The sequence below is a fragment of the Sporolactobacillus shoreae genome, assembly GCF_004684935.1.
Classification (GTDB): domain Bacteria; phylum Bacillota; class Bacilli; order Bacillales; family Sporolactobacillaceae; genus Sporolactobacillus; species Sporolactobacillus shoreae.
Genome location: NZ_SRJD01000020.1, coordinates 24,876 through 48,650, shown reverse-complemented (window position 1 = coordinate 48,650; position 23,775 = coordinate 24,876). Strand labels below are relative to the sequence as shown.

At 43.2% G+C, this 23,775-nt stretch carries 21 protein-coding genes and 1 pseudogene; 13 read left to right on the top strand and 9 right to left on the bottom strand.

Going from position 1 to position 23,775, the window contains the following annotated elements; translation table 11 throughout:
- Positions 1-194 precede the first annotated feature (194 nt).
- From vanR to E4665_RS14545, 3 genes are all read left to right on the top strand, one after another.
- The gene (vanR, locus tag E4665_RS14555) at positions 195-890 is read left to right on the top strand and encodes a VanR-ABDEGLN family response regulator transcription factor (protein ID WP_135349523.1); all 696 of its coding nucleotides are present in this window, start codon (positions 195-197) and stop codon (positions 888-890) included.
- Positions 880-2,004: a sensor histidine kinase gene (locus E4665_RS14550; RefSeq protein WP_135349522.1), complete on the top strand. Its 1,125-nt coding sequence runs from the start codon at positions 880-882 to the stop codon at positions 2,002-2,004. The genes vanR and E4665_RS14550 overlap by 11 nt, the downstream gene beginning before the upstream one ends.
- A 75-nt stretch (positions 2,005-2,079) precedes the next feature.
- Positions 2,080-3,003 carry a D-alanyl-D-alanine carboxypeptidase family protein gene (locus tag E4665_RS14545; protein ID WP_135349521.1) on the top strand — a complete coding sequence of 308 codons (924 nt, stop codon included), beginning with the start codon at positions 2,080-2,082 and terminating at the stop codon, positions 3,001-3,003.
- A gap of 538 nt (positions 3,004-3,541) precedes the next feature.
- Here the strand turns inward: E4665_RS14545 and E4665_RS14540 are convergent.
- Positions 3,542-4,414: an aldo/keto reductase gene (locus E4665_RS14540; protein WP_135349520.1), complete on the bottom strand. Its 873-nt coding sequence runs from the start codon at positions 4,412-4,414 to the stop codon at positions 3,542-3,544.
- Between the two features lie 241 nt (positions 4,415-4,655).
- Between E4665_RS14540 and E4665_RS14535 the strand changes: the two genes are divergently transcribed.
- Entirely contained in the window at positions 4,656-5,312 is a 657-nt protein-coding gene (locus E4665_RS14535) for a Crp/Fnr family transcriptional regulator (RefSeq protein ID WP_135349519.1), read from the top strand.
- A gap of 119 nt (positions 5,313-5,431) precedes the next feature.
- Here the strand turns inward: E4665_RS14535 and E4665_RS14530 are convergent, their stop codons facing one another.
- The 6 genes from E4665_RS14530 to larA are packed head-to-tail and all read right to left on the bottom strand — an operon-like array spanning position 5,432 to position 10,371.
- The gene (locus E4665_RS14530) at positions 5,432-5,914 is read right to left on the bottom strand and encodes a helix-turn-helix domain-containing protein (RefSeq protein ID WP_135349518.1); all 483 of its coding nucleotides are present in this window, start codon (positions 5,912-5,914) and stop codon (positions 5,432-5,434) included.
- Entirely contained in the window at positions 5,911-6,159 is a 249-nt protein-coding gene (locus E4665_RS14525; RefSeq protein ID WP_135349517.1) for a hypothetical protein, read from the bottom strand. Before E4665_RS14525 ends, E4665_RS14530 begins: the two co-directional genes overlap by 4 nt.
- 17 nt (positions 6,160-6,176) lie before the next feature.
- Positions 6,177-7,448 (bottom strand): nickel pincer cofactor biosynthesis protein LarC, encoded by a 1,272-nt coding sequence (gene larC / locus E4665_RS14520; protein WP_135349516.1) that lies wholly within the window; start codon positions 7,446-7,448, stop codon positions 6,177-6,179.
- A 17-nt stretch (positions 7,449-7,465) separates the two neighbouring features.
- On the bottom strand, positions 7,466-8,215 hold the full coding sequence (gene larB / locus E4665_RS14515; RefSeq protein WP_135349515.1) for a nickel pincer cofactor biosynthesis protein LarB: 750 nt from the start codon (positions 8,213-8,215) through the stop codon (positions 7,466-7,468).
- Positions 8,202-9,062 (bottom strand): ATP-dependent sacrificial sulfur transferase LarE, encoded by an 861-nt coding sequence (gene larE / locus E4665_RS14510; protein WP_135349514.1) that lies wholly within the window; start codon positions 9,060-9,062, stop codon positions 8,202-8,204. Before larE ends, larB begins: the two co-directional genes overlap by 14 nt.
- A gap of 34 nt (positions 9,063-9,096) precedes the next feature.
- Positions 9,097-10,371 carry a nickel-dependent lactate racemase gene (gene larA / locus E4665_RS14505; protein ID WP_135349513.1) on the bottom strand — a complete coding sequence of 425 codons (1,275 nt, stop codon included), beginning with the start codon at positions 10,369-10,371 and terminating at the stop codon, positions 9,097-9,099.
- Positions 10,372-10,808: 437 nt separating this feature from the next.
- Between larA and E4665_RS14500 the strand changes: the two genes are divergently transcribed.
- Entirely contained in the window at positions 10,809-11,753 is a 945-nt protein-coding gene (locus E4665_RS14500) for a C40 family peptidase (RefSeq protein ID WP_135349512.1), read from the top strand.
- Between the two features lie 145 nt (positions 11,754-11,898).
- Complete coding sequence (locus E4665_RS14495; RefSeq protein ID WP_135349526.1) at positions 11,899-12,858, top strand: aldo/keto reductase; 960 nt, start codon at positions 11,899-11,901, stop codon at positions 12,856-12,858.
- A 44-nt stretch (positions 12,859-12,902) separates the two neighbouring features.
- Here the strand turns inward: E4665_RS14495 and E4665_RS14490 are convergent, their stop codons facing one another.
- Positions 12,903-13,781 carry a helix-turn-helix domain-containing protein gene (locus E4665_RS14490; protein ID WP_135349511.1) on the bottom strand — a complete coding sequence of 293 codons (879 nt, stop codon included), beginning with the start codon at positions 13,779-13,781 and terminating at the stop codon, positions 12,903-12,905.
- A 542-nt stretch (positions 13,782-14,323) separates the two neighbouring features.
- On the opposite strand from E4665_RS14490, the gene E4665_RS14485 reads away from it, so the two are divergent.
- The 4 genes from E4665_RS14485 to E4665_RS14470 all read left to right on the top strand — a co-directional run bounded on the left by E4665_RS14485 (position 14,324) and on the right by E4665_RS14470 (position 19,865).
- Positions 14,324-16,861: a glycoside hydrolase family 31 protein gene (locus E4665_RS14485; RefSeq protein WP_135349510.1), complete on the top strand. Its 2,538-nt coding sequence runs from the start codon at positions 14,324-14,326 to the stop codon at positions 16,859-16,861.
- Positions 16,862-16,876: 15 nt separating this feature from the next.
- Positions 16,877-18,466, top strand: a complete 1,590-nt coding sequence (locus E4665_RS14480) for an alpha-amylase family glycosyl hydrolase (RefSeq protein ID WP_135349509.1) — start codon at positions 16,877-16,879, stop codon at positions 18,464-18,466.
- Positions 18,467-18,897: 431 nt separating this feature from the next.
- The gene (locus tag E4665_RS14475) at positions 18,898-19,425 is read left to right on the top strand and encodes a YcxB family protein (protein WP_135349508.1); all 528 of its coding nucleotides are present in this window, start codon (positions 18,898-18,900) and stop codon (positions 19,423-19,425) included.
- A gap of 35 nt (positions 19,426-19,460) precedes the next feature.
- Complete coding sequence (locus tag E4665_RS14470) at positions 19,461-19,865, top strand: DUF4064 domain-containing protein (protein WP_135349507.1); 405 nt, start codon at positions 19,461-19,463, stop codon at positions 19,863-19,865.
- Between the two features lie 147 nt (positions 19,866-20,012).
- On the opposite strand, the gene E4665_RS14465 is transcribed toward E4665_RS14470, so the two are convergent.
- The gene (locus E4665_RS14465; RefSeq protein WP_135349506.1) at positions 20,013-20,372 is read right to left on the bottom strand and encodes a winged helix-turn-helix transcriptional regulator; all 360 of its coding nucleotides are present in this window, start codon (positions 20,370-20,372) and stop codon (positions 20,013-20,015) included.
- A 132-nt stretch (positions 20,373-20,504) separates the two neighbouring features.
- Here E4665_RS14465 and E4665_RS14460 point away from each other — a divergent pair, with 132 nt between their 5' ends.
- The 3 genes and pseudogenes from E4665_RS14460 to E4665_RS18555 all read left to right on the top strand — a co-directional run bounded on the left by E4665_RS14460 (position 20,505) and on the right by E4665_RS18555 (position 23,749).
- Positions 20,505-21,707, top strand: coding sequence for an MFS transporter (locus tag E4665_RS14460; RefSeq protein ID WP_135349505.1), 1,203 nt, complete (start codon positions 20,505-20,507; stop codon positions 21,705-21,707).
- 191 nt (positions 21,708-21,898) lie between these two features.
- Positions 21,899-22,708: pseudogene (locus tag E4665_RS18560) on the top strand (DUF896 domain-containing protein); the annotation flags it as partial.
- Between the two features lie 93 nt (positions 22,709-22,801).
- Complete coding sequence (locus E4665_RS18555) at positions 22,802-23,749, top strand: ring-cleaving dioxygenase (protein WP_167815217.1); 948 nt, start codon at positions 22,802-22,804, stop codon at positions 23,747-23,749.
- Positions 23,750-23,775: the final 26 nt, after the last annotated feature.

Genomic DNA, 23,775 nt, shown 5'->3' with positions numbered 1-23,775 from the left:
CATACAAAGGAGTGGCTCCTTTTTCATTAATTTTAATCACCCAATCAGTGAAAATGAGAAAATCGTTACAACACTGAGTAAGTAAGCATTTTAGCTAATCAAATAGATTGGCCGTGAATAATTCAGGCTTGTATTTATTGATAAAATAAATTCATAGGTCTTTTTTATCGGTTAGTGAGCGAAGAGGTGTTGTTATGAGTACAAATATTCTAGTCGTGGATGACGAGCGGGAAATTGCTGATTTGGTAGAGTTGTATTTAAAAAATGAAAATTTTACAGTTTATAAATATTACCGGGCTCAGGAAGCTTTAAAATGTATTGAAAATGTTCCACTTGATTTAGCCATATTGGATATCATGCTCCCAGAGGTAAGTGGATTGACGATTTGTCAAAAAATACGGAAGAAGTATAACTTCCCTGTTATCATGCTTACAGCTAAGGTTGAGGAGACGGATAAAATAACTGGCCTAACGCTTGGCGCAGATGACTATATAACGAAACCATTTAGCCCATTGGAAATGCTTGCAAGAGTGAAAGCTCAGCTGCGCCGTTTTACAAAATATAATGAGAAGGCTCAGTTAAATCAGGAAGTCATTGACTTTTCAGGATTGATTTTAAATAAAAACACTCATGAGTGCTATTTTAATGAAAAGAAGCTGCATTTGACACCAACTGAATTTTCGATATTACGGATACTCTGTGAAAATAGGGGACAAGTCATCAGTTCTGAACAAATTTTCCATGAAGTGTGGGGAGAAAAATATTTTGTAAATAGTAATAACACAGTCATGGTTCATATCCGTCATTTAAGAGAGAAAATGAATGAACCGGCCGGAAATCCGAAGATGATAAAAACAGTATGGGGGGTGGGCTATAAAGTTGAAAAATGATTATAGAAAATTAAAAGTCAGGATATTGGTTCAAATTATGGCCACTATTCTGTTGACTGGAGTGGCTGAAATTTTTCTTTGTACGGTTTTTGTGGATGGTGTTTTTCAAAGACTGTTTGCAGACGCAGTTGTAAGATTTTTTCAAGGTGTTTTCTCTATGTCAGAAAATCAAGCGATTTATTTTTACCAGCAGTTCTTTGTCTTTCATAAAGCAGAAATACTAATCGTTACATATTTTATTCTGCTCATGTTTTCGCTTTCGCTGGTTTTAACAAGAGTCGTCCGTTATTTTGATCAGATCAGCAGGGGTGTGGATCAATTGTTGGTAGATTCAGAGCAGCCGATTATATTAAAGCCTGAGCTTTCTTCCATGCAAATAAAACTGAACAAGGTGAAGTCTGTACTGATTGAAAGAAAGAGAAGTGCTGCTGAAAGTGAACAAAGAAAAAATGACCTGGTCGTTTATTTAGCTCATGATCTTAAAACACCGCTTACATCCGTGATTGGGTATCTCAGTCTGCTTCAGGAAGCTGATGATTTACCGACTGTACAAAGGAAAAAATATACAACAATATCTCTTAATAAGGCTTTGCGGCTGGAAGACTTGATTAATGAATTCTTTGAAATAACACGGTTTAACCTTCAAAACATTGAGTTGGAACAGAATAAAATCAATATATCTCTGATGCTTAATCAATTAGCTGACGAATTTTATCCGATTCTTGAGCACAAAAATATGAGTGCCCTTGTTCAGTCGGATGATTTAGTAATCAGAGGAGACGCGAACAAATTGGCCAGGGTATTTAATAATTTACTTAAGAATGCGGTAACGTATGGGTATGAAGACAGCATAATTGAAATCTCTGCAAAAAAAAGGGATGAATCGATAGACATCTCTTTCAAAAATAAAGGGGATAAAATATCAGGGCAGCAACTCAATCATATTTTTGAAAAATTTTATCGCCTTGATTCAGCACGATCCAGCCATACAGGCGGTACAGGGTTAGGTCTCGCCATTGCCCAAAAAATTGTGGAGCAGCATCAAGGAACGATTAAGGCTTCAAGCAGCGAGGACTTTACGGAGTTCGTCGTGTCTCTTCCACAAAAATCTTAAGGTTTTAATAAGATGATCTTAATAAACAGCTTCTCTTCAAATGATTCAATGGATTACGAAGGGAATTGTTTTTTTATGATGAAGAAAAGCTTGTACAGATTGTTCACGACATTCTGTCTTCTTGTTATTTTTGCCATTTGCGTATGGGGGATCTTTCAATCCGGGATACAATCAATATTTCAGAGAGAAGGAGTAAGTGGAGCAAGCAGCATCAATCATTCAATTGGTGATATTTACAGTGCACATGCTGTTCTACTTGATGTGTCAGACGATAAAGTTTTATATCAGAAAGCGGCTGATGAGAAAGCTTATCCCGCTTCGCTGACAAAGATCATGACGGTCTTGTTAGTGATTGAGCATCTTCCAGATCTTCAGGTTCAAGTGACTTTATCAAATAGTATCTTCAGTCATTTGCAGGGGATGGACGCGTCTACAGCAGGCTTCCTCCCAAATGAACAGGTCAGGGTAAGCGATTTACTGTATGGGACGATGCTGCCGTCGGGCGCCGATGCTTCGCAGGGGCTAGCCATTGCGACCGCGGGATCAGAAAAAGCGTTTGTTCAAATGATGAATCAAAAAGCAAAAGAACTGGGAATGAGAAATACCCACTTTGCCAACGACAGCGGGTTAAATGATCCAAGTCATTATACGACCACTAGAGATATGACCACTCTGTTGCAATACGCGTTGAAAAATACGAAATTCCGGGAAGTATTCACCGCCCGGCGGTATTTTATCTCTCCGACGAATCTGCACCCCGATGGAATGACGGTATACAGCACTTTATTTCAGGAAATGATTCATACCGAGTTTGATGGCATCAGTATTATTGGCGGAAAGACAGGCTATACCGAAGAAGCGGGTCTGTGTTTAGCAACGCTAGCAAGAAAGGGCCATTCAGAATATTTGCTTGTAACAATGGGTGCACGTGGCGATCATCAAACTCTTCAGTTCAACGTGATTGATGCGATCAACATTTATAAAAAATTTTTGGAATGAAATGCAGTAATGTTGAGCTGTTTTTTTAGATGAAACTGTAACAAGAATCTCGAACTTCAATAAATGGTTCATCCGTGAACAGACAACCTTTGGTAGGAAGAGTGTGAAGCAGAACTGCTATTATAGAATGAGTCCACCTAAGTACCCTCATTGAAATGGTTTTTTTTAATAATCCGACGATATGTTTTAATTGAACGTCTAATGTGCAGTGGATATGGGTATAGTAGTACTATAAATAACTTAAGGGAGTGGACTCAATGTCAAACTTTTTCTATTTTGTCGGCCCTTTAATGTTGATCATTGGATTTGCATGGGGTTTAACCCTCATTCTTTCACGAACACTTAAAAAGGATGAACAGAAGAAATAACAAAACAACAGACTCATAAATTCTCCAAAAAATAAACTCAAAGAAATAGAAATCCTTCTGAGCTGATCTAACACTCAGAATGTAGCGTAACAAAAAATGAATAAACGCTACCAAAAAGGGTCTTTTCACTTCTGTTGTGTGAAAAGACCCTTTTTGTGATCGTAAAAGAATTACTGGGACACAGCCTGGGATAAAGACTGAAAATCTTCATCGCTCAGCTGTATACCTGCCGCAGCAATATTCTCTATAACATGCTGAATTGATGAAGTTCCCGGGATCGGGAGCATCACCGGCGAACGCTTCAGAAGCCATGCGAGAGCGATCTGTGCTGGCTTAGCTTCGTACTTTTTGGCGATCTGTTCCAGAGGGCCTCCATCTTTAGCAAGTGCGCCGGTAGCGAGCGGGAACCACGGTATAAAACCGATCTGATGCTTCTCACAGTAATTGAGGACCGTTTCTGAATCACGTTTTGCCAGATTGTAAAGATTTTGTACGGATACAATCGGTGTGATTTCATTGGCAGCCTGAAGTTCGCCGACGCTGACCTGGCTCAATCCGATGTGACGGATTTTTCCTTCCAACTTCATTAGTGCGAGTTCACCGATTTGATCGGCGAGCGGGACTTTTGGATCGATTCGATGCAGCTGCAGGAGATCAATCGTGTCCACACCTAAAGTGCGAAGATTCATTTCAACCTGCTGCCGCAGATATTCCGGCCGGCCAACCGGGATCCATCTATCCGGTCCTTGTCGCGTAAATCCAACTTTGGTCGCGATCACAAGATCGTCCGGGTAAGGATGGAGCGCTTTTTTGACAAATTCATTGGCCACGTAAGGGCCGTAAACGTCTGCGGTATCAATAAAATTCACACCTAGATCGACGGCTTTCTGAAGCACGCGGACTGCTTCATCCGGATCTTCCGGATCTCCCCAGACTCCGCGGCCGGTCAGCTGCATCGTTCCATAACCTAAGCGATGAACCGGCAAATCCTCGCCAATCTTGAAAGAGCCTGCTGACGCTGCTGTAATGGTTTGTTCAGCCATTCCAATTCCTCCTTTTATTACGCTTGTCAGGAAATCGCCTATCGGACGAATTCCTGTATCGAGTTAATCATAGTTTTCTTCTTTCACTGATTCAAAAAAGAGGTTCTGACGTTACACAATTGTCACAATTAAAAAAAGGGGCAGGGGTAATTGACCTAGAAAAGAAACAAGCTTTTTTTTGAGGTGTATGATAACATGAGTGAGTGCTATTGCGATAAAAAAACAGGAGTTCTTTAAGTAAATGAAATATCCGGTTATTGTTGATTACTTCCAGTCTAATAATGCATCAATCATAAAGAAAAGCAAAAATGAATATATTACCTATTCGGGTCTGTCCACTTCCTATGTATGGCTGTTGAAGGAGGGTGTGGTTAAATCAAGCCTGATCCTGAAGGACGGAAGAGAGTTCAATGTTGCATACTTGCAGAAGGGGGATATTGTCTCCTTGCTGCGCGAAGATAATATTGCCGAACCGCTGGCTCCATACAATGTTAGGGTGGAGACAGAGTGTGCCTATCTTTATCAAGTTAACCGGATCGCATTCTGGCAGGATGTCTATAAGAACAGAGATCTTCAGCGCGAGGTTTACCGTTTTTACCGCAAGGAACTTGAAGATGCTATATTGAAAATCCGTGATTTTTCCATGAGTGGAAAGAAAGAGGCTCTATACACAATCCTTTTGCGTTTCGCACGGAAATTCGGAGTACCTTTCCAAGAAGGCATCCTGATCGATTTTGTGATTACGAACGAGGAACTGGCAAAATTTGCGGGCATCAGCACACGAAACAGTGTCAACCGGATGCTGCATCAACTCAGAGAAAAAGAAATCATTGAAATCGTTCAATCCAAAATCTACATAAAAAACATTCAGTTTCTTGAAGAGAATGTTGTAAAGTGATGCAAGGCAGAATGTCGAGCAAATCCGTTTATTTATAACGACATCAATGAAGCAATAAGTCTTGTAGTAATCAGCCAAATATATATATTAAAAAGGTCCAGTATTTACCCAAAAGGGTTTTACTGGACTTTTCTAACTTTCCGTTTCAATGAATCTCTGTATTCCGAAGGGGACATCTTTTCATAGTTTTTGAACATTTTGGTGAAGGATGCATGATATTCGTAGCCCAGTTCATAGGCGATAGTCAGGACGCTGAGCGAATGATCCTGAAGCAATTCTTTTGCGCGCCGGATTCTCAGCAAATGGATGTATTTCAATGGAGTGATCTTCATCGTTTGTTTGAACCAGTCGCTGTAATAGCAGGGCGTATAATTTTCCATAGCCGCCAGATCTTTGATATCGATTTTTTCTGTAAAATGCTTTTGGATATAGCGGACGGATTTGCTGGCCTGATTGTGAACAGCTTCTGTAAATATGTATTGAAGCATTTTAATAACGCCATTTGCGTCGTTCTCGCTGATTTCACTCATTAGGAGCATCCTGGCATAAGGCCACTTATTATCCGTTTGCCAGATACAGTCGCCATGCTCAATCAGTTTCATTTTGAAAAACTGCCAAAAGGCTCTGGAATATCGATAATAATGCTCTCATTAGGCACATCAGCATATGCTGTGTACTTTTGATGAAATGGCATCAGGTAGAGATCATTTTCAGTGACTGTTGCTGTTCTTTCAGGCGTTTCAAAAAATACCTTGCCATGCAGCGGGATCATGAGCCGGCACTGATTACTGAAAACCGTTTGTTTCTTCATGTCAAAGGAAAGGCGACAGTGATGTACATCCGTCATAAGTGCAAATCACCTTCTCATTCCGTTATGACGCTTTCGCTTTTCTGTTCCCAGTCTCTGTCCAGTATGCTTTTCTGTGCAGCCTCGCAGACTTTAGCCAGCGGGACCTTATGGCTTATTGCAAGACGCGCACAGTCATCAAACTCGGGTGAGTATTTTTCAATATCATCGAGGAAAGCATGTTTGACCTGAACCGGTCCGAACTTGGTCCGAACAGTCAAAAACTCGCGATTCATCGTTGAACGCGGACACTCAAATGTTCTAATGCCAAGCGTTGTTGTTTCAGCTAGAATGATGTGAATCATTTTTTGTTTGCTTTCCGGTTTGGACAGCACGGAAAGCATAGTGGCGGGCCGGTTTTTTTTCATATAGATGGGTGTGAAAAAAACGTCCAGAGCACCTTCGCTGAGCAGTCTGTTCATTGTATAGCCTAACTGCTCACCATTCTGATTGTCGATATTTGCCTCCAAAAGGATGGTTTGATCAGATTCATGTTCATCCATGGACTCTCCCAGCATACCGCGCAGAGCATTCATTCTTCCTGTTTCGCGTTTGCCGGTACCGTAGCCGATCGCCTGGACATCCATCTGAGGTATTTTGCCAAATCCGGAGGCAATCGTCTTTATAATAGCCATGCCGGTTGGGGTAATCAGTTCTGTCGGTATATCCTCCTGAATGTATGGAATCGGACGTTCACTCGATGCGAGCATCTGTGCAACTGCCGGAACAGGAACGGGCATGATGCCATGTGCACAGGTTATATAGCCGTTTCCGTCATGAAGTGGGGAGGCATAAATCTTTTCAACTCCCAGCAGTTCAAGCCCGATAAAAGTGCCTACGATATCAACAATACTGTCGATGGCGCCAATTTCGTGAAAATGAACCTGATCAACTGGCTTCCCGTGTACGTGTGCTTCAGCCCGTGCGACTTCCTCAAAGACACGGATCGCGTGGGTTTTGACTTCATCAGAAAGCCCGCTTTTTTCAATGATTGACACACAGTCTGCTAAATTACGCGACCCAGAGTGATCATGATGGTGAACTTGGCAATGATCGTGATCACCTTGATGATGGTTTGAGCAGGGACGCGCTTCAATCAATTTCACGTCGGCATCCGTCCCGACGATGCCACTGGTTATTTTCTTTGAGAAAGTAATCGAGTAGCCTCCGACATGCAGTTTTTCAAGCTCTCTCGTCAGACGTTTTTCATCGACGCCTAAATCGATTAAGGTTCCGAGAATCATGTCACCGCTGATTCCGGAGAAACAATCAAAAAATAAAGTTTTCATCAATTACACCTGCCATTTCAGTCTTTAATCATCAGGCAAGCGGTGTAGGCCGCTCCAAAACCGTTATCAATGTTCACTACACTAACACCGCTGGCACAACTGTTCAGCATGGTCAGCAATGCGGCAAGACCATTGAAGCTCGCACCATAACCGATGCTTGTTGGTACCGCAATAACCGGTCGGTCAACGAGCCCGCCGACAACACTGGCAAGTGCGCCCTCCATGCCGGCAACCACGATGACCACATGCGCCTTGCGAAGCCTGTCTAACTGGGCCAGTAACCGGTGAAGGCCGGCAACGCCTACATCATAAATGCGGTCGACCTTTTGTCCAAAGGTCTCGGCGGTGACAGCAGCCTCTTCTGCAACTGATATATCGGAAGTTCCTGCGGTTACGACTGCGATGGTTCGTTCCGGATGAAGCTGCTGAGTTTTTGGATTAACAACGATACATTTCGCAGATGCATGGTAGACGGCATCGGGCGCAATTTCAAGCACACCTTCATACACATCTTTTGAGGCACGGGTACCGAGAATACTTGAACCTCGTTGGATCATCGCCAGAGTAATACCCTTGACCTGATCTATGGTTTTTCCTTCGCAATAGATCACTTCCGGAAACCCGTTCCTGATCTCGCGATGATGATCTACCTTGGCGTAACCAAGATCTTCAAAGGGAAGGGTTTTCAACTCTTCAAGTGCATCATCGATACTTGAGGTTCCTTTCTGAACCTGTTTAAGCAGTTTTCTTAAATTATCGTGATCCATGGATACTCATCTTCACTTTGTTTTTCGTTTCTTCGTCGAGAACCTCATTCAGACTTCCCGAACGATAGCCACTCAGGTCAAGCGTGGTATAGCTGAAGCCGATTTCTTTAAATTTTTCAGCGACTGTGTCCATAATATTGCTATTGAAAAAAATGGAGCGTTCTTCAGGAGCAACTTCAATTCGTGCAATATTCCCATGGTGATAGCGTACACGCAGTTTTCTGAAATGGAGGTTCTTTAACACGCGCTCAGCCGCACTGATTTTATTCAACTTCTCTTCAGTGATTAATTCACCATACTGGACGCGGGAAGCCAGACAGCTGCTCGCCGGTTTGTCCCAGGTTTTCAGATGGTAACGTTTTGAAAAAAAGCGGATATCCGCTTTGGTCATGCCCGCTTCCTTAAGAGGGCTGACAATCCCGATTTCATCCAGTGCTTTTAACCCCGGACGGTAGTCTCTCATGTCGTCGGCGTTGATCCCTGCGGCAACCCATTTGATGCCGCGTTTTTTTGCTTCCTCGGCCATGCATGTGAATTCAATAGTTTTGCAAACATAGCATCGATTGGGCGAGTTATGACTGAATGAAGGGGTCTTCAGCTGATTGAGGGGAATCAGCATATAGTTAACGCCGCTTTCTTCATAAAAAGATGTGACATCCTTCAAATCATCTTCAGTCAGTGTGGGCGACTGGATCGTCAGAGCAAGTGCGCCGTCGCCTAGTTCTTCCTGAGCGACCTTCAAAAGAAAAGTACTGTCGACACCGCCTGAGAAGGCTATGGCAATTTTTTGATAACCGTGAAGTAATTTTTTCAGGCGATCCAGTTTCTCAATCCGTTCATCTGTCATCTAAAAACATCCTTTCTTTAAGACCTTCAAGCCATTATTTGACAACTACAGCGAGTCCGTCAGGAATAACCGTTACTTTTGCGTCTTCGCCTTCGATAGCGTAAGCGCGTTTCAAAGCGTCTTCGAGCGTTGCGGTGTTTTCCATGTGCATGGATGTTACAAGCTTTGGATCGACGAGATCAGAGACAATGAAGACGTGATGCTTGTCGAGGATTCGCGCGAGAATCTGCGACGTCCACTGATCGGGAATCGTTTCCTGGCGGGCTGTATGGATCGCTTTTTCAAGAAACTCCGCTGGTGTTTTGGCTTCCGCGAGGTTTTTGTAAAAACCTTCGCCGCCATGCCCGTCGGAACAGCCTGCGACCATGATAATGACGCCGCCTTCCTTGTTCGTCGCTTCAGCGGCGGTCATGCCCTTGACCGACTGATAGATATTCTGATCAAGCGGATAGCCTCCATTAGTCACGATTGCAATATCACACGGTGTTTTCTTGACTTCCGCTAGTTCTTCGACAAAATGGCAGCCTTTTTTATGAGCTTCCTCCATATCACCGGCAAAGGAACCGATAATCTGTTTCTCTCCATCAAGAACTACATTCAGGATAAATTTCAACCCCGCAGTTTTAGCCGCGTAAACCATATCTTTATGGATCGGATTGTGGTGCAGATTACCTGTTCGCGCCTGATCCGAATCGATAAATTCCCCGCAGTGGTTAGCCATTATCGTTTTGTATGACGCGATGCCGGGAAGCACTGATTTCCTGCCTCCGGAGAATCCGGCAAAAAAATGTGATTCAATAAATCCCTCAGAAATCAGGAGATCGGCTTCGGCGGCCACACGGTTAATGATGCATGGTCCGCCGGAAGGGAGTGTTCCGATTTGTACCATAGAAGAGTCGTCCGTTGAGACATGCATGATGATTTTTTCGTTCGCAACAATTTCCTCTCCATATTTGTTGATAAGCTCTTCGTGCGTTGAAGGGCGGTGAAAACCGGTGGCAACCAGTATTTTGATATCCGCAGCGGGTTCCACGGAACGGATTCGACGAAGAAGGATCGGCGTGATGATCTTTGAGGGGACCGGGCGCGTGTGGTCCGAGCTGATAATGACAATGTTTTTCTTGCCTTTTACAAGTTCCTCAAGTTTTGGCGAGCCGATCGGATGGTCAAGAGAGGCCTCAACGGTTTCTTCCTGGGTAAGATCGGTGTGAAAATTTTCTGCTTTTGAGGTTAGAATGCCTGCTAAATTTTTCTCGCTGATTTCTGCAGTGATTGTTGTCTTATCATAGGGCAGTTTGATGCTGACCATAGAATCATCCTCCTGTGAATAATCGTTCGGGAATCTGTGTTGCAGTACGAGATTCCGGGCACGAGTGCAAGTATAGCAAATGAAACTTCGACAGGTTGTAACTCATGATGTTACCAGGAGTTGTTAACGGCAGATAATAACTTATGATGTTAACCTGTGTTACTTTGGATGTAGAAGTTATAAAAAACGCAGCAGGATTTTCTGAAATGCAACTGTCATTATCTGCTAATTCAGTCAAAAACTCATTTTATTTACTGACTTTAGATCAATTATTATCACGATGTAACAAAGACGTATCAGCTCTGTGATTAAGGTGTAACCGCTTTGATAAAATTAGGGACTAACATTGAGTTGTTGAAGCGTGACAGATCCAATTTACATAAGAATCGGCAATCTGCGTTTCAAAGAGAAAGCGAATGAATGGGGAGGATGTTTTAATGAAAAAAAGCGTTTTATCACTGGCTCTTGCAGGCGGACTGATTATTGGGGGAACAGGTGGCCTGCATCAGGCGAAGGCAGATTCTCCAGTGAATCCGGCGGACCTGGCGAAACAGGGCATTGGTGAAGCCTACAGTTGGGGAAACAATGATTGCTCGGGATTTACAATGAAGGTATTCGCAAAATTGGGTGTTACTCTGCCCCACAACGCGGCAGCACAGGCCGGCTATGGAAATTATGTCAGCAAGCAGGATCTGCAACCGGGTGATCTGGTCTTTTTTCATACGTATGGTACCGGTATTACCCATGTCGGCATTTATGTCGGCAACAATCAGATGATCAGTTCGGAAACGGCTCAAACTGGCGTCCGTCAGACTCAGATATTTGGTGGAGGGGCTTCAAGCTATTGGGCTCCCAGATATGTGACTGCCCGCCGTATTATCGGCACTGCCCCTCAGGTACAGGCGGCCAAACTACTGTCTGCGAAAACAACCACTCAAACAGTAGAAAAGTCCTCAACTCGCTTTGAAAGCAAAACGATACAACCAAAAGCCACAACAGTGGTAAATCAGGAAACTCAAAAAGCCGTAGGATCAACTGCACCTGCTGAACCCAACACTTCGGCCGTTCAAACGAAGCCGATAAAAACGGGACACGCGGTTTACGTCGTTCAGGCAGGTGACACACTTTGGGCGATCTCCCGTGATAACGGTATTACAGTTTCTCAGATTCAAAAATTCAATCAATTGTCAAACAGCACCATTTTCCCAGGGCAAAACCTGAAGCTTCAGGCACCGTTAAAGAACTACTCAATAAAGAAGGGAGATACCCTGTGGGCGATCGCCCACGAGAATAGCACCACGGTCAGCCAGCTAATGAAAACAAACCATCTGTCTTCTGAGTTGATCTTTCCAGGAGACAAACTTACGATTCCACAAAATTAATGATCTACCAAAAATTAAAAAAAGTTAAACTAAAGATTCTCTGTGTCGACTCAGGGAATCTTTTTTTACGGAGCTGCTTTTCTGGACAGTTTTTGGAGGATTGCTGATAATGAAAGAGTCAAGATTATTAAGGAGGGGATCTTTAGTGCTCTATCATTCTTTGGGCAATACGGGGTTGACGGTTTCCAACATTTCCTTAGGGACGATGGCTTTCGGACGCTGGATCGATGAAAAAGAATCAAACAGGATCATTGACACAGCTTTGGATGCCGGGATCAATGTGATTGATACGGCTAACTTTTACGGTAAGGGGCAGGATGAAGCATTCAGATATGGCACTGGTGCCTCCGAAGAGATTATCGGACGAGCACTGAAGGGCAGAAGAGATAAAATTGTTCTTGCCACCAAAGTAGGTCTCCCAATGGGAAAAGGCGTTAACGAACAGGGTTTATCAAAAAAGCATATTTTGCAGCAGGCAGAAGAATCATTAAGAAGGCTGCAGACCGATTATATTGATTTATATCAAGTGCATCGGTTCGACGAGAATACTCCGCTTGAAGAAACACTTGAAGCACTCACGACGCTTGTCAGGCAGGGAAAGGTCAGGTACATCGGCTGTTCCAATTTCGCGGCCTGGCAGATTGAAAAATCAAAAAAGGTGAGCGCAATAAAAAGTCTGGCTTCATTCATTTCATCGCAATCCCAATACAATTTGCTCTCGCGGGAAGCGGAGCAGGAACTGATTCCATATTGCCTGTCCGAAAATGTCGGGCTGCTCGTTTATAGTCCGCTCGCCCGTGGTATGCTTTCAGGCAAATACACTTCCGGGGCAGACTTTCCAACAGGTAGCCGGGCGGCTTCCGGCGAAAAGTTGATTTTTCAATATTTCAATGAAAACAACTTCGAGCGAGTGACGAAGTATCAGAAAATTGCTCAACGTTATGAGAAGAAAATAGCCCAATTTGCTCTTTCATGGATTCTGAATCAACCAGCAGTAACTACAGCCATTCTAGGCGCCAGCAAGATGCAACATGTTACGGACGCGGTGGCTGTTAGTGACTGGAAATGGGATGCAGAGCTACTCACGGAAGTAAATGGAATTTGAATATACGGTAATTTTAATTCCTTAACAAAGAAGCATAAAAAGTTTTAAAAACTGATGCTAATATCTGTTTTTTGTCTTACTTCTTCCAAAATTGCATTAATCATTTGAGTTTGATCAAGTGCCTTATTTATAGCGATTGCCTTTTTTATTGAAGCGATGCCTTCGCTATTCTTTCCAAGGTTAATAAGCGCAACCCCCTTTCTTGCATGGGCAACGGAAATTAAATCATATCTTTTTTGTAAATCACACTCATGAATAGCTTTCTCAGAAAAGTGATGAGCCTCTGAAAACTGTAGGTTATTGATCATTAAAAGAGCCATATTTAATAAATAGGCTGGTTTTAACTCATTTATTTTCTCAACAAATGAAAACTTATTAATTTCCTTCAACGCTTTTTGAGCAATGGAAATTCCGGTTTCCAATGGAAAAAAGAAAAAAATATTGTTGATCAATTTTAGCTCGATAGTGTACCAATCATCAAGTTTTGACAACCTTTCCCAGACTTTGCTCGCATGTATATGTGCCTTTTTATAATCGTTTTCAGACTGAATTATGAGTTGAGCAATACAAATGGATCGGATATCGTCAACAACACTATCAGAATGATTAATTAGGTATTGTTCACAACTTTTTTTTAACTTAAAAAATTTACTGGTTTCAACGCTGGTTGACACCTGGAAAAAATCATGAATGATCTCTTCTTTACCCTCCAAAGAATACATATTTTGTATGTATTTTAATTCATCGTAAGATATGTCGAGCTTCTGCAGTATGTGCATGAATTTACCTACAGTGGGCTCCATAGTGCACGCCTCAATTTTCGCATAGGTGGTTCGTGACATATGATTATCAGAAACATACTTTTGAGTATATTTTTTGGATTCACGAATTTTTTTGAGAACTTCTCCCAATTGGTATGCCATGTGACCTTCCTCCTATTTAGGTGAATATATTATACATTTTAATAATGTGATGTCGAATCATGATACCATAAAATTATCAAAGGAGGTGTAAACCATGTTTAGTGCAAACGACATTTGGTGTAACTTTCTTAACTTGCTTGGCCTTTAATGCTGCTGTTACTAATGCTCCCCATTAGAATAGCATATATTTTTTCAGCTGCAATTGCAGCCTGCCGGCTGAGTCCTTCAACACATGTTTGGATTTACATAAGGCAAAGGTTCACCCGGTCAGAATTGAGGGCTGTATAAGCTCATTTTATCAGCATTATACAGCCCTCAATATATTTTTTGCTTAAATGTAATAATTTGTAATAAATGTAATATTATTCATGACTTATTTTTGGGCTTTTTTAATAAGGGGTATAAATTTGACAATGAATATATCTGAAAATTCAGATATAAATAAATTTACTTGGAGGGATTGTTTTGAGAGCTAAGCGGCTATGGCAGTGCAGTAACTGTAATGATTCCTTTAAAACGAGTGAAGAGGGGGTGAGAGGGGTATGTCACTGATGAAACCTAACATCAAGATCCTTGTATCAATTATCCTGGCATTACTGATTACTTTTTCGTCAGCTTTTTCATCGGCATTTGCTGCTGCCCCGCAGGAGACTCCACTGAATGAAAACAACTTGGAGACTCTTTATGTAAATGGTGCACAGAAAACCAGTGACGGGGTCAAATTTGATCTAGGTAAATATGATGGATATATCCATTTACTGTCAAAAGACATGATCAAGGTATCTGTGCTGCCAAAAGGAACAGCAGAAACGGATTCTCCGGCGATTGCTAAAAAAGACTGGAAAGCTCCAGAATTCAGCACGAAAGAAAATCAAAATGTCTATTCACTGAAGACGACCGACATTACGGTTGATATCAGTGAAAAACCTTTCGGCGTTAAAATTCTTGATAAATACGGCAAGGTTATTAATGAGGATTATTCTAAAAATGGTTCGTCCGTCGGCTATGAAAACGGTAAGCCGTACTTTTTCAAAAAGACCGACAGCAGCGAGAATTTTTACGGCTTCGGTGAACAGACTGGAAGCACGTTGAACAAACGTGGCAAGAGCATGGGTATGTGGAACTCGGATTCCTACGGTTATAACAATAGTACCAAGTACGTCTACACGACCATTCCTTTCTTTATCGGACTGAAGAATGGCAATGCGTACGGAATCCTTTTTGACAACCCGTATCACTCGTATTACAACATGGCCAATGAATCGAACGATTACTATTACATTTATGCGGATGGCGGCCCTCTGACCTATTATTTCATGAACGGTCCGTCCATCTCGCATGTGCTGGATCAGTACACAGAACTGACCGGAAAAATTAATCTGCCACCGGAATGGGCCCTTGGTCTGCAGCAAAGTGCCTGGGCGTACACACCGGAGCAACTTGTAAATGTCACTCAAACCTACCGTAACAAGGGCATTCCGCTTGATACGATGAACTTTGACATTGATTATATGAACGGCTACAGAATGTTCACCTTTAATGATGCTTACAAGCAGGCTTTTGATACAGTCAAAAGCACTCCGGGTATGCATACGGTAGTCATCAATGACCCTGGTATTAAACAGGATACGAATTATTCAGTGTTCAATGAGGGAACAGCCAACGATTATTGGGTGAAGAATGCAGATGGCACGCCCTATATCGGACCTGTATGGGCCGGTGACTCCGCATTCCCGAATTTCCTCAGCAGCAATGTGCGGAACTGGTGGTCGTCCAATATCGCTACCTCGCTTCTGAATGAAGGGGTTGACGGTATCTGGAACGACATGAACGAACCAGCTGTATTCAACGACGATCAGGGATTAGGTCATACGCTTCCAAGCGATTCCTACGGTGTTGACGATCAGGGCAATAAAGTTCTTGCACCGGCCTTCCATAATATGTATGGCGGACTCGAGGATGAAGCCAGCTATAATGCCTGGACAACCCCTGGCTCCAATAATTCAAATAAGCGTCCGTTTGTTCTTTCCCGGGATATGTATGCCGGAACGCAGCGATATGCTGCCGTTTGGACAGGTGACAGCTTGAGCGATTGGGAACACCTTCAGATGTCCATTCCAATGAATACAAACATCGGCCTCTCCGGTCAGGCATTTGTAGGGAATGATATCGGCGGATTTGGTAACGAAGCAACTCCTGAACTCTTCGCCCGCTGGATTGAAACAGGCGCCTTCCTACCATTCTCTCGTATTCACTACGATCAGTGGAGCGACCGAAACTATCATCAGGAACCATGGTCTTTCGGGCCAGAAGTAGAAAGCATCAGTAAAAAGTATATTGACCTGCGCTACCAGCTGCTTCCGTACCTGTACAACGCATTCCATGAAGCATCTGTGAACGGTACACCGGTTGAGCAGCCGCTTGTTTATCAGTTCCAGAAAGACCCTGGCACCTATAACATTGACGATCAGTACATGTTTGGCGATTCACTGATGATCGCACCGGTTGTAACGCAGGGAGCGACTTCCCGAAGCGTTTATTTGCCAAAGGGCGCAACATGGATTAACTACTGGGATCAGAAGGAATATACAGGTGGCCAGACGATCACAGTCGACGCCCCTCTGGATTACATGCCAATCTTTGTAAAGAAAGATTCGATTATTCCGACACGTGAGGTTCAGCAGTACACCGGCCAGGACAAGCTGACAAATCTTACACTGGATACTTATCTGAATCATGACGCTTCCTACAGCTTCTATGAAGATGACGGATCAACGCTGAATCACAATAAGGGTCAGTACAATGTGACAGATCTCAATGTCTCAAAGAAGGGCAATCATATTGAATTTAGTCAGGACAAAAAAGTCCAGAAGTATGATTCGGCACTCCAGTCCTACACATTAAAACTTCATAATGCTCAGGATCCTAAGAAAGTCAAAGCTGCAAATACAACTTATAAAAAAGCAGGCAGCCTTGACGATCTAAGTAAACAGGAGAACGGCTACTACTTCGATTCGAACAGCGGCGTCCTTTATGTCAAAATTCCTGTGAATGAAAAAGGCAAAGTATTCATTCGCTAAGAATAGGGGTGCGAAATGTTGAAAAAATTACGAGCACTTAAATTCCTATCGTTCATACTGACACTGACTCTTGTTTTCAGTTTTGCAACAGGCGCTTTTGCAAAAGACGTGTCGCCGAATCTTGCCACTCAAAGCAACCTTGGCGTTTATTATGAATTGTATGTTAACTCATTTTACGATTCGAACAATGACGGACATGGCGATCTTAATGGTGTGACGGAAAAATTGAACTACCTGAACGACGGGCACAAAAACAGCCAAACGGATCTGGGTGTGAATGCCATCTGGCTGATGCCTATTTTCCCATCACCCAGTTATCACAAGTATGATACAACGGATTACTACAATGTGGATCCGCAATACGGCACACTTCAGGATTTCCGCAATCTGGCGAAGGAAGCACATAAACGCGGAGTAAAAGTGATCCTTGATATTGCGCTGAACCATACCAGTAATCAGAACCCATGGTTCCAGTCAGCTGTGAAAGACAAGAACAGCCCTTACCGGGATTACTACATCTGGGCGAATCAAAACACGGATCTTAATGAAAAAGGTCCGTGGGGGCAGCAGCTATGGCATGAAACCTATCCGGGTTCGGGAGATTATTATTACGCGCTCTTTGATCCCGCAATGCCGGATTTGAACTATGACAATCCAAAGGTCCGTGAAGAAGTGATTAATATTGGCAAGTTCTGGCTGAAGCAAGGTGCGGACGGATTTCGCCTTGACGCGGCGATGCATATCTATACCGGGGACACGGATAAAAATGTTGCTTGGTGGGATGAATTTGATCAGGCCCTTAAAACAGTGGATCAAAATGTTTATCTCGTTGGAGAAGTCTGGGATCGGCCAAATAATATCGCACCCTACTATCAAGCACTGAACTCAAGTTTCAATTTTGATCTTGCCGGCAAGATTCTGGACGCTGTTCAGAATGGAGAAGACAACGGACTGGCGGCTTTCGAGATGAGCACTCTTTCTCAGTATCAGAGTGTGAATCCTGACGCCATTGACGCTCCATTTCTGACAAATCATGATCAGGAGCGAACGATGTCAGTTCTGAATGGGAATGTGGATAAAGCGAAAATGGCGGCGTCAATCCTCCTGACCATGCCGGGGAATCCATATATCTATTATGGAGAAGAAATCGGCATGCTTGGCGACGGACCGGATCCCCTGAAACGGGAGCCCTTCCGCTGGTATCCGGGTGACGGAGAAGGCCAGACAACTTGGGAAACACCGCAATATAATGTTGGGCCGAATGCAGTTTCGGTTGAAGCAGAAGACCAGGATCCCAACTCGCTTCTCAACCATTACCGTGAGCTGATCCACGTACGTGAGTCGAGCCCGGCTCTGGTCTCAGGGAATATTCAGGACTTTCAGACCGGAGACAGCCGAATTCTGGGCTATACAAGAAATGATCAGAAAGATTCAGTGCTCGTCCTGAATAATCTTTCAGATCAAACGGTCACGATAAGCGTGAATGAACAGGAATTTAAAACTCACAAAGTGCTGTATACCACATTTTCACACAAAAATGTGACGAGAGGACATGGAAAAGTGGAGATCACTTTACCGGCATTCTCAACCATAATGTTGAAGTAAGTTACTTGATCAAATTAGAAAAATGAGATCTTCAAGGGTTTAGCAGGGACGATTCCCGTCCTTCTGCTAAATCCTTTTTTATTATGGAAAAGCGTGGCAACCCTGCTTTGCGAAAGTAATCTTAAACTTACGATAATCCAACTATTGCCGGCAGTCTGTTTGTTCGGCGGAGTGGAGTTGTGTCTGTTGATTGGCATGCGGTGGCAGCTGTTTTCCCTTCAATTTAACAACCATTTTTACGAATCACTTACTGTACGCTGTGATTATGGGCGTGGCCTCCATGACGATTTTAAGACTGTTATTCTGAAACGCGTAAAAGTTACGCGGAATCTGAATCTTAGTGAATATCTGCCAGCAATCATGTATAGTAAATTATAGATTGATGAGTAGCATCTAAGCTTTGAATATTGGATGTTTAAAGGAGATGGAGGATGGAACTTCATTATCAAGTAGCGAAGGAAGATTACATTGCGTTCAATTTGTTTACATTTGAGCAATCCATTTCAAACAAGCGGTTAATTCGAACTCAGAAGCTGTTTTCGCTTATTTTTTTGTTAGCACCTCTTGTTTTCTCCCTGCTTGTTCATGAATTTCAGACCGGTTATTTCGTGATCAGCCTCATTATTGCTGCGCTCTGGATCGCGTTTTCAGCAAAAATATTCAGGTGGAGCTTTCACAGGAGACTGTCAAAAATGATTGACGAGATGGGAAAAGGAAAACTATGCGGTGAAACAGCACTGATCCTGACGGACAAAAATGTGATAGAAATAATGCCATCAGGAGAAGAGACAAAAGCGGAATGGTCATCGATCAATAAGGTTGCGGAAACAGATGAGTACTTTTTTATTTATTTTAATCCGATGGCCGCCGTTATTTTACCAAAAAGAGCTTTGGATGATGAATCTATTAAAGTGTTGAAAGAAACGATTCCTTCCGGTGTTTGTTGGGAAAATGAATGAGTTTTTAACATAATTTTTTTTAGGGGGTCTTCTTGTTGAAAAGGACTGCAGAAATCACATTGTCAATCATTGGAGGGGCACTGAGCCTTCTGGCATTAATTTCAGGAATACGTATCTTATCGATTGACACGAATGCGCTCAGAGTGCAGCTTATGGCTTCAGCAACGAACTCGAATCAAAATATTACTTCCTCAGATATTGACAATGTCATTCAGCTTGTGCATATTCTAGGGACCACATTAATCGTTATTTCGGCCATCAGTATTGTATTAGCGATTGCCGCTCTTGTTCTACTGTTTCTTCGTAAAAAACCTGTCCTTTCAGGCGTTCTGCTGATCGTGGCTGGTGTAGTCAGTCTGCCGGCTCTTTTCCCGGGCATCCTTTATTTGATTGCAGGTATCATTAATTTAGTCAGAAAACCGCGGAAGCAGCTTGAATAATTTTTACACATATACGTGAGGGTTATGAATCCGATTTTCAAGATGTGCCGAAATTAATTTTCAAACCGAAACCGCTTAGTAACAAATAGTCTCGCAAAACGCCTGCCCGAATGCTAAATCGGACAGGCGTTTTCGCTGCGGCGAGTTTTATTTATTTAGTACGCTTTCCTCCAAGTGACTTTCCGTTTCACCATAAGTCCTTCTGATGTGATTTTCTCCCCAAAGGCATAGACGATGAAGAACATCCTTTAATGTCTCGCCATATTCACTTAACTCATATTCGACTTTTGGCGGAACCTGATTGTACACTTTGCGATTAATGATACCGGCCTGCTCCAGTTCACGCAGCTGCTGTGTCAGCATCTTTTGAGTGATATTTGGAATCAGTCGCTTAAGTTCACCGGTTCTTTTTTTACCATTGATCAAATGACACAGGATCACGGGCTTCCACTTGCCGCCAATAACCTCAAGTGTTGCTTCAACAGATATATTGTATTTTTTATCCATGAAAATACCTCCTATAGGCACTTAAAAGTATCTACCTTACATTAAAGTGCGTACTTGTTGGGACGGCATGCACCATTCATAATAACATGTGCAGATAAATTTGAACATATTATTTTGAAAGGAGTCACTCATTTGACATCAAGAAGGGGTTTATTTTCACTTATATCACTGGCAATCAGTGCTTTTGCAATCGGAACAACTGAATTTATCAGCGTTGGCCTTCTGCCGCTGATCATGCATGACTTCCATGTTTCTTATTCTCTGGCAGGGCTCACTGTGACGTTATATGCGCTGGGTGTAACTGTTGGCGCGCCCATTCTGACCTCATTAACGGTCAAGATTCCAAAAAAGACATTACTGATCTTAATCATGGTTGTTTTCATCATCGGCAACTCTGTTGCGGCTACTGCTACTGGGATCGGAATGCTGCTGACCGCACGGGTGATTTCATCATTTTCACACGGTGTATTCATGTCGATTGGTTCAACCATTGCCGCTGATATTGTTGCTCCGAATAAAAGAGCAAGCGCTATTGCAATTATGTTTACAGGCGTGACTCTGGCGACGGTTACAGGTGTTCCATTAGGTACGTTCATCGGCCAGACATTCGGCTGGCGTGCCGCATTTATGATTATCGTGGCCATTGGAGTGCTCGCTTTGATCGCGAACAGCCTGCTTGTCCCTTCGAATCTTAAGAAGTCGCCGAGCATGAAATTCAGCGATCAGTTCAGACTAATCAAAACAGGTCCACTGCTTCTCGTCTTTATCATTACTGCACTTGGTTACGGAGGAACATTTGTTGTGTTCACCTATCTGTCCCCGTTGCTTGAAAAAATTACAGGATTTTCGCCAAGTTCTGTTGCTTTAATTCTATTTGTTTACGGAATCGCCATCGCAGTCGGGAACACCTTTGGCGGAAAAGTCTCAAATCATCGGCCGATGAAAGCCCTGATCTATATGTTTCTGTTTCAGGCTGCGGCCATTTTTATCCTGTATTTCACAGCACCATTTAAAACGTTTGGCGTTCTGACAGTGATCTTGATGGGACTGTTTGCCTTCATGAACGTCCCTGGGCTTCAGCTGTATGCCGTCGTTCTTGCGGAGCGTCTTGTTCCGGAGGGGGTTGATGTCGCGTCCGCAGTCAACATCGCAGCATTTAATGGCGGTGTCGCTCTGGGGTCACTGATCGGCGGACAAGTTGTCGCCAATATCGGTCTGATTGATACAACCTGGATCGGTGCGCTGATGGTTCTGGCGGCTGCTTTCCTGAGTATGTGGAGCTATGCTCTGGAACGAAAGTCATTGTCCGCAGAGGATCGGCTGCTCTCAGAGTGAGCCATTGATGAATTCTGTAAACTTAATCGATGAAAGACTGTCTCTCCCAGAAGAGGATGTATTCCTTCTCCGGGATATTTTTTTACGAGAACATGAATTTTGTTCACATAATTGACAAACTAAGAAAAAAGAGATATTATTATCTCGAAACAGAGATATATTAATTAAAAATATTATCTGGAGGTGAAGACATGAGCTTTAAGCACATTTTTAATGAAGGTGACACGCCACTTGCCCCGGTTCTTGTTCTCTTTCACGGCACGGGAGGAGATGAATATTCGCTGCTTTCTCTTGCCGAATCCATAGCGCCAGGTGCAGCGGTACTCAGTCTCCGCGGCAATCGCAAAGAAGATGGAATGAACCGGTTTTTCAACCGCTTTTCTGAAGGTGAAATAGATGTTGATGACTTAAAAAGTGAAACAGACAGTCTTCATCGCTTTCTTAATGAATTTGGTCTGAACCATGAATTTACAGAGCGGAAAGTGATCGCCGTCGGGTATTCAAATGGAGCGAATATGATTGTCAGTCTTTTACATCATGAAGCATCTGTTTTTAATGGTGCCATCCTGTTCCGTGGCACGGACTACCGTTCTGAAGATCCATACGGTGATTTGAAGAAAGTCTCTGTTTTTGTGGCGGCAGGCCTTAATGATTCGTTGATTTCTCAAGAGTCGACAAAACAAATGACTTGGAATCTGAAAGAGGCAGGGGCTTCCGTTCAGGAAAAATGGACTGTAGCCGGCCATCAGCTGACAGAGGATGAAGTGCTTGCGTCACAGAAGTGGTATCAGTCTTTTGTGAGTGGAGATTCAGAGATGAAAGATTTGCTGAAAGAAATCAATCGGCTGGCCAGAGCAGCAAAAGAGCGGCCTTTGACCTCTGAAGAGAGGGAAATTCAGGGCAAGCTGAGAAAACGGTATATTGAAATCTTTCGAGGAACATTCAGACAAAACCTGCTCAATGTAAAACTTATTGATGAAAAGGGCAATGATGTGACGCCGCATAAAGTGAAAGTCATTCAGGATCAGGTGGATCAAATGCGCGATGAAAGAAAGTCAAACCTATTGAAAAAGAGAATGAAGGAGGCCGAACCAATGAATGAGTTATTCGGAATTCACCATATTTCGATTGTAACGAGCGATGCGAAAAAAAACTTTTCCTTTTATACAAAAGTACTGGGGATGCGTCTGGTCAAAAAGACTGTCAATCAGGACGACATCTCAGTCTACCATTTATTTTATGCCGATCAAAAGGGGAGCCCGGGGACCGATCTGACCTTTTTCGAATTTCCCGGTACACGTCCCACCCGAAAAGGAACGAACTCTATCTCACGTGTTTCGCTGCGGGTACCGAGTGACCAGTCTCTTGATTATTGGAATAACCGTTTTGATGAACTTAAAGTAAGCCATCAAGAAATTTCAACCTTGTTCGGACATAAGATCCTTGAATTCGAAGATTTTGACGGTACGCCTCTGCGTCTGATATCAGACGAAAAGGATAAAGGGGTCGCAGGAGGGATACCTTGGGCGGGCGGACCGGTTCCAATGGAGCACGCGATCCGGGGATTAGGAACTGTAACGCTTACCGTGTCACATCTCGGAATGATGCGTTCATTCCTGACAGATATACTTCATTTCAGGGAAGTGGCACAGGAGGGAGAGAATATCCTATTTGAAGTCGGCGAGGGCGGTCATGGCGCGCAGATTATTGTCCGTGAAGACCAGAATCATATGGCTGAAGTTCCGGGTTACGGAAGCGTGCATCATCTGGCTCTCCGCGTTGCAGATCAGGATGCTTTGAATGAATGGATCAAAGTCATCAATAAGACAGGAATGCCTAATTCCGGATTTGTTGATCGTTTTTATTTTAAATCCCTGTACGTTCGGGAATTCAACCGCATTTTGTTTGAATTTGCAACTGACGGGCCTGGATTCGCTACGGATGAAGATGAATCGTCTCTGGGCCGCACACTCTCTCTGCCGCCTTTTCTGGAAGGGAAAAGAGAGCTTATTGAAAGCCAGCTTGAGCCCCTGGATATTTGAACGATAACAAACAGTTACCCTTGACA

Bases quoted from the DNA above. Each gene is read 5' to 3' on its own strand.
- vanR (WP_135349523.1), top strand. From the start codon at position 195: ATGAGTACAAATATTCTAGTCGTGGATGACGAGCGGGAAATTGCTGAT.
- E4665_RS14545 (WP_135349521.1), top strand. From the start codon at position 2,080: ATGATGAAGAAAAGCTTGTACAGATTGTTCACGACATTCTGTCTTCTT.
- E4665_RS14540 (WP_135349520.1), bottom strand. From the start codon at position 4,414: ATGGCTGAACAAACCATTACAGCAGCGTCAGCAGGCTCTTTCAAGATT.
- E4665_RS14535 (WP_135349519.1), top strand. From the start codon at position 4,656: ATGAAATATCCGGTTATTGTTGATTACTTCCAGTCTAATAATGCATCA.
- E4665_RS14530 (WP_135349518.1), bottom strand. From the start codon at position 5,914: ATGAAACTGATTGAGCATGGCGACTGTATCTGGCAAACGGATAATAAG.
- E4665_RS14525 (WP_135349517.1), bottom strand. From the start codon at position 6,159: ATGACGGATGTACATCACTGTCGCCTTTCCTTTGACATGAAGAAACAA.
- larC (WP_135349516.1), bottom strand. From the start codon at position 7,448: ATGAAAACTTTATTTTTTGATTGTTTCTCCGGAATCAGCGGTGACATG.
- larB (WP_135349515.1), bottom strand. From the start codon at position 8,215: ATGGATCACGATAATTTAAGAAAACTGCTTAAACAGGTTCAGAAAGGA.
- larE (WP_135349514.1), bottom strand. From the start codon at position 9,062: ATGACAGATGAACGGATTGAGAAACTGGATCGCCTGAAAAAATTACTT.
- larA (WP_135349513.1), bottom strand. From the start codon at position 10,371: ATGGTCAGCATCAAACTGCCCTATGATAAGACAACAATCACTGCAGAA.
- E4665_RS14500 (WP_135349512.1), top strand. From the start codon at position 10,809: ATGAAAAAAAGCGTTTTATCACTGGCTCTTGCAGGCGGACTGATTATT.
- E4665_RS14490 (WP_135349511.1), bottom strand. From the start codon at position 13,781: ATGGCATACCAATTGGGAGAAGTTCTCAAAAAAATTCGTGAATCCAAA.
- E4665_RS14485 (WP_135349510.1), top strand. From the start codon at position 14,324: ATGTCACTGATGAAACCTAACATCAAGATCCTTGTATCAATTATCCTG.
- E4665_RS14480 (WP_135349509.1), top strand. From the start codon at position 16,877: ATGTTGAAAAAATTACGAGCACTTAAATTCCTATCGTTCATACTGACA.
- E4665_RS14475 (WP_135349508.1), top strand. From the start codon at position 18,898: ATGGAACTTCATTATCAAGTAGCGAAGGAAGATTACATTGCGTTCAAT.
- E4665_RS14465 (WP_135349506.1), bottom strand. From the start codon at position 20,372: ATGGATAAAAAATACAATATATCTGTTGAAGCAACACTTGAGGTTATT.
- E4665_RS18555 (WP_167815217.1), top strand. From the start codon at position 22,802: ATGAATGAGTTATTCGGAATTCACCATATTTCGATTGTAACGAGCGAT.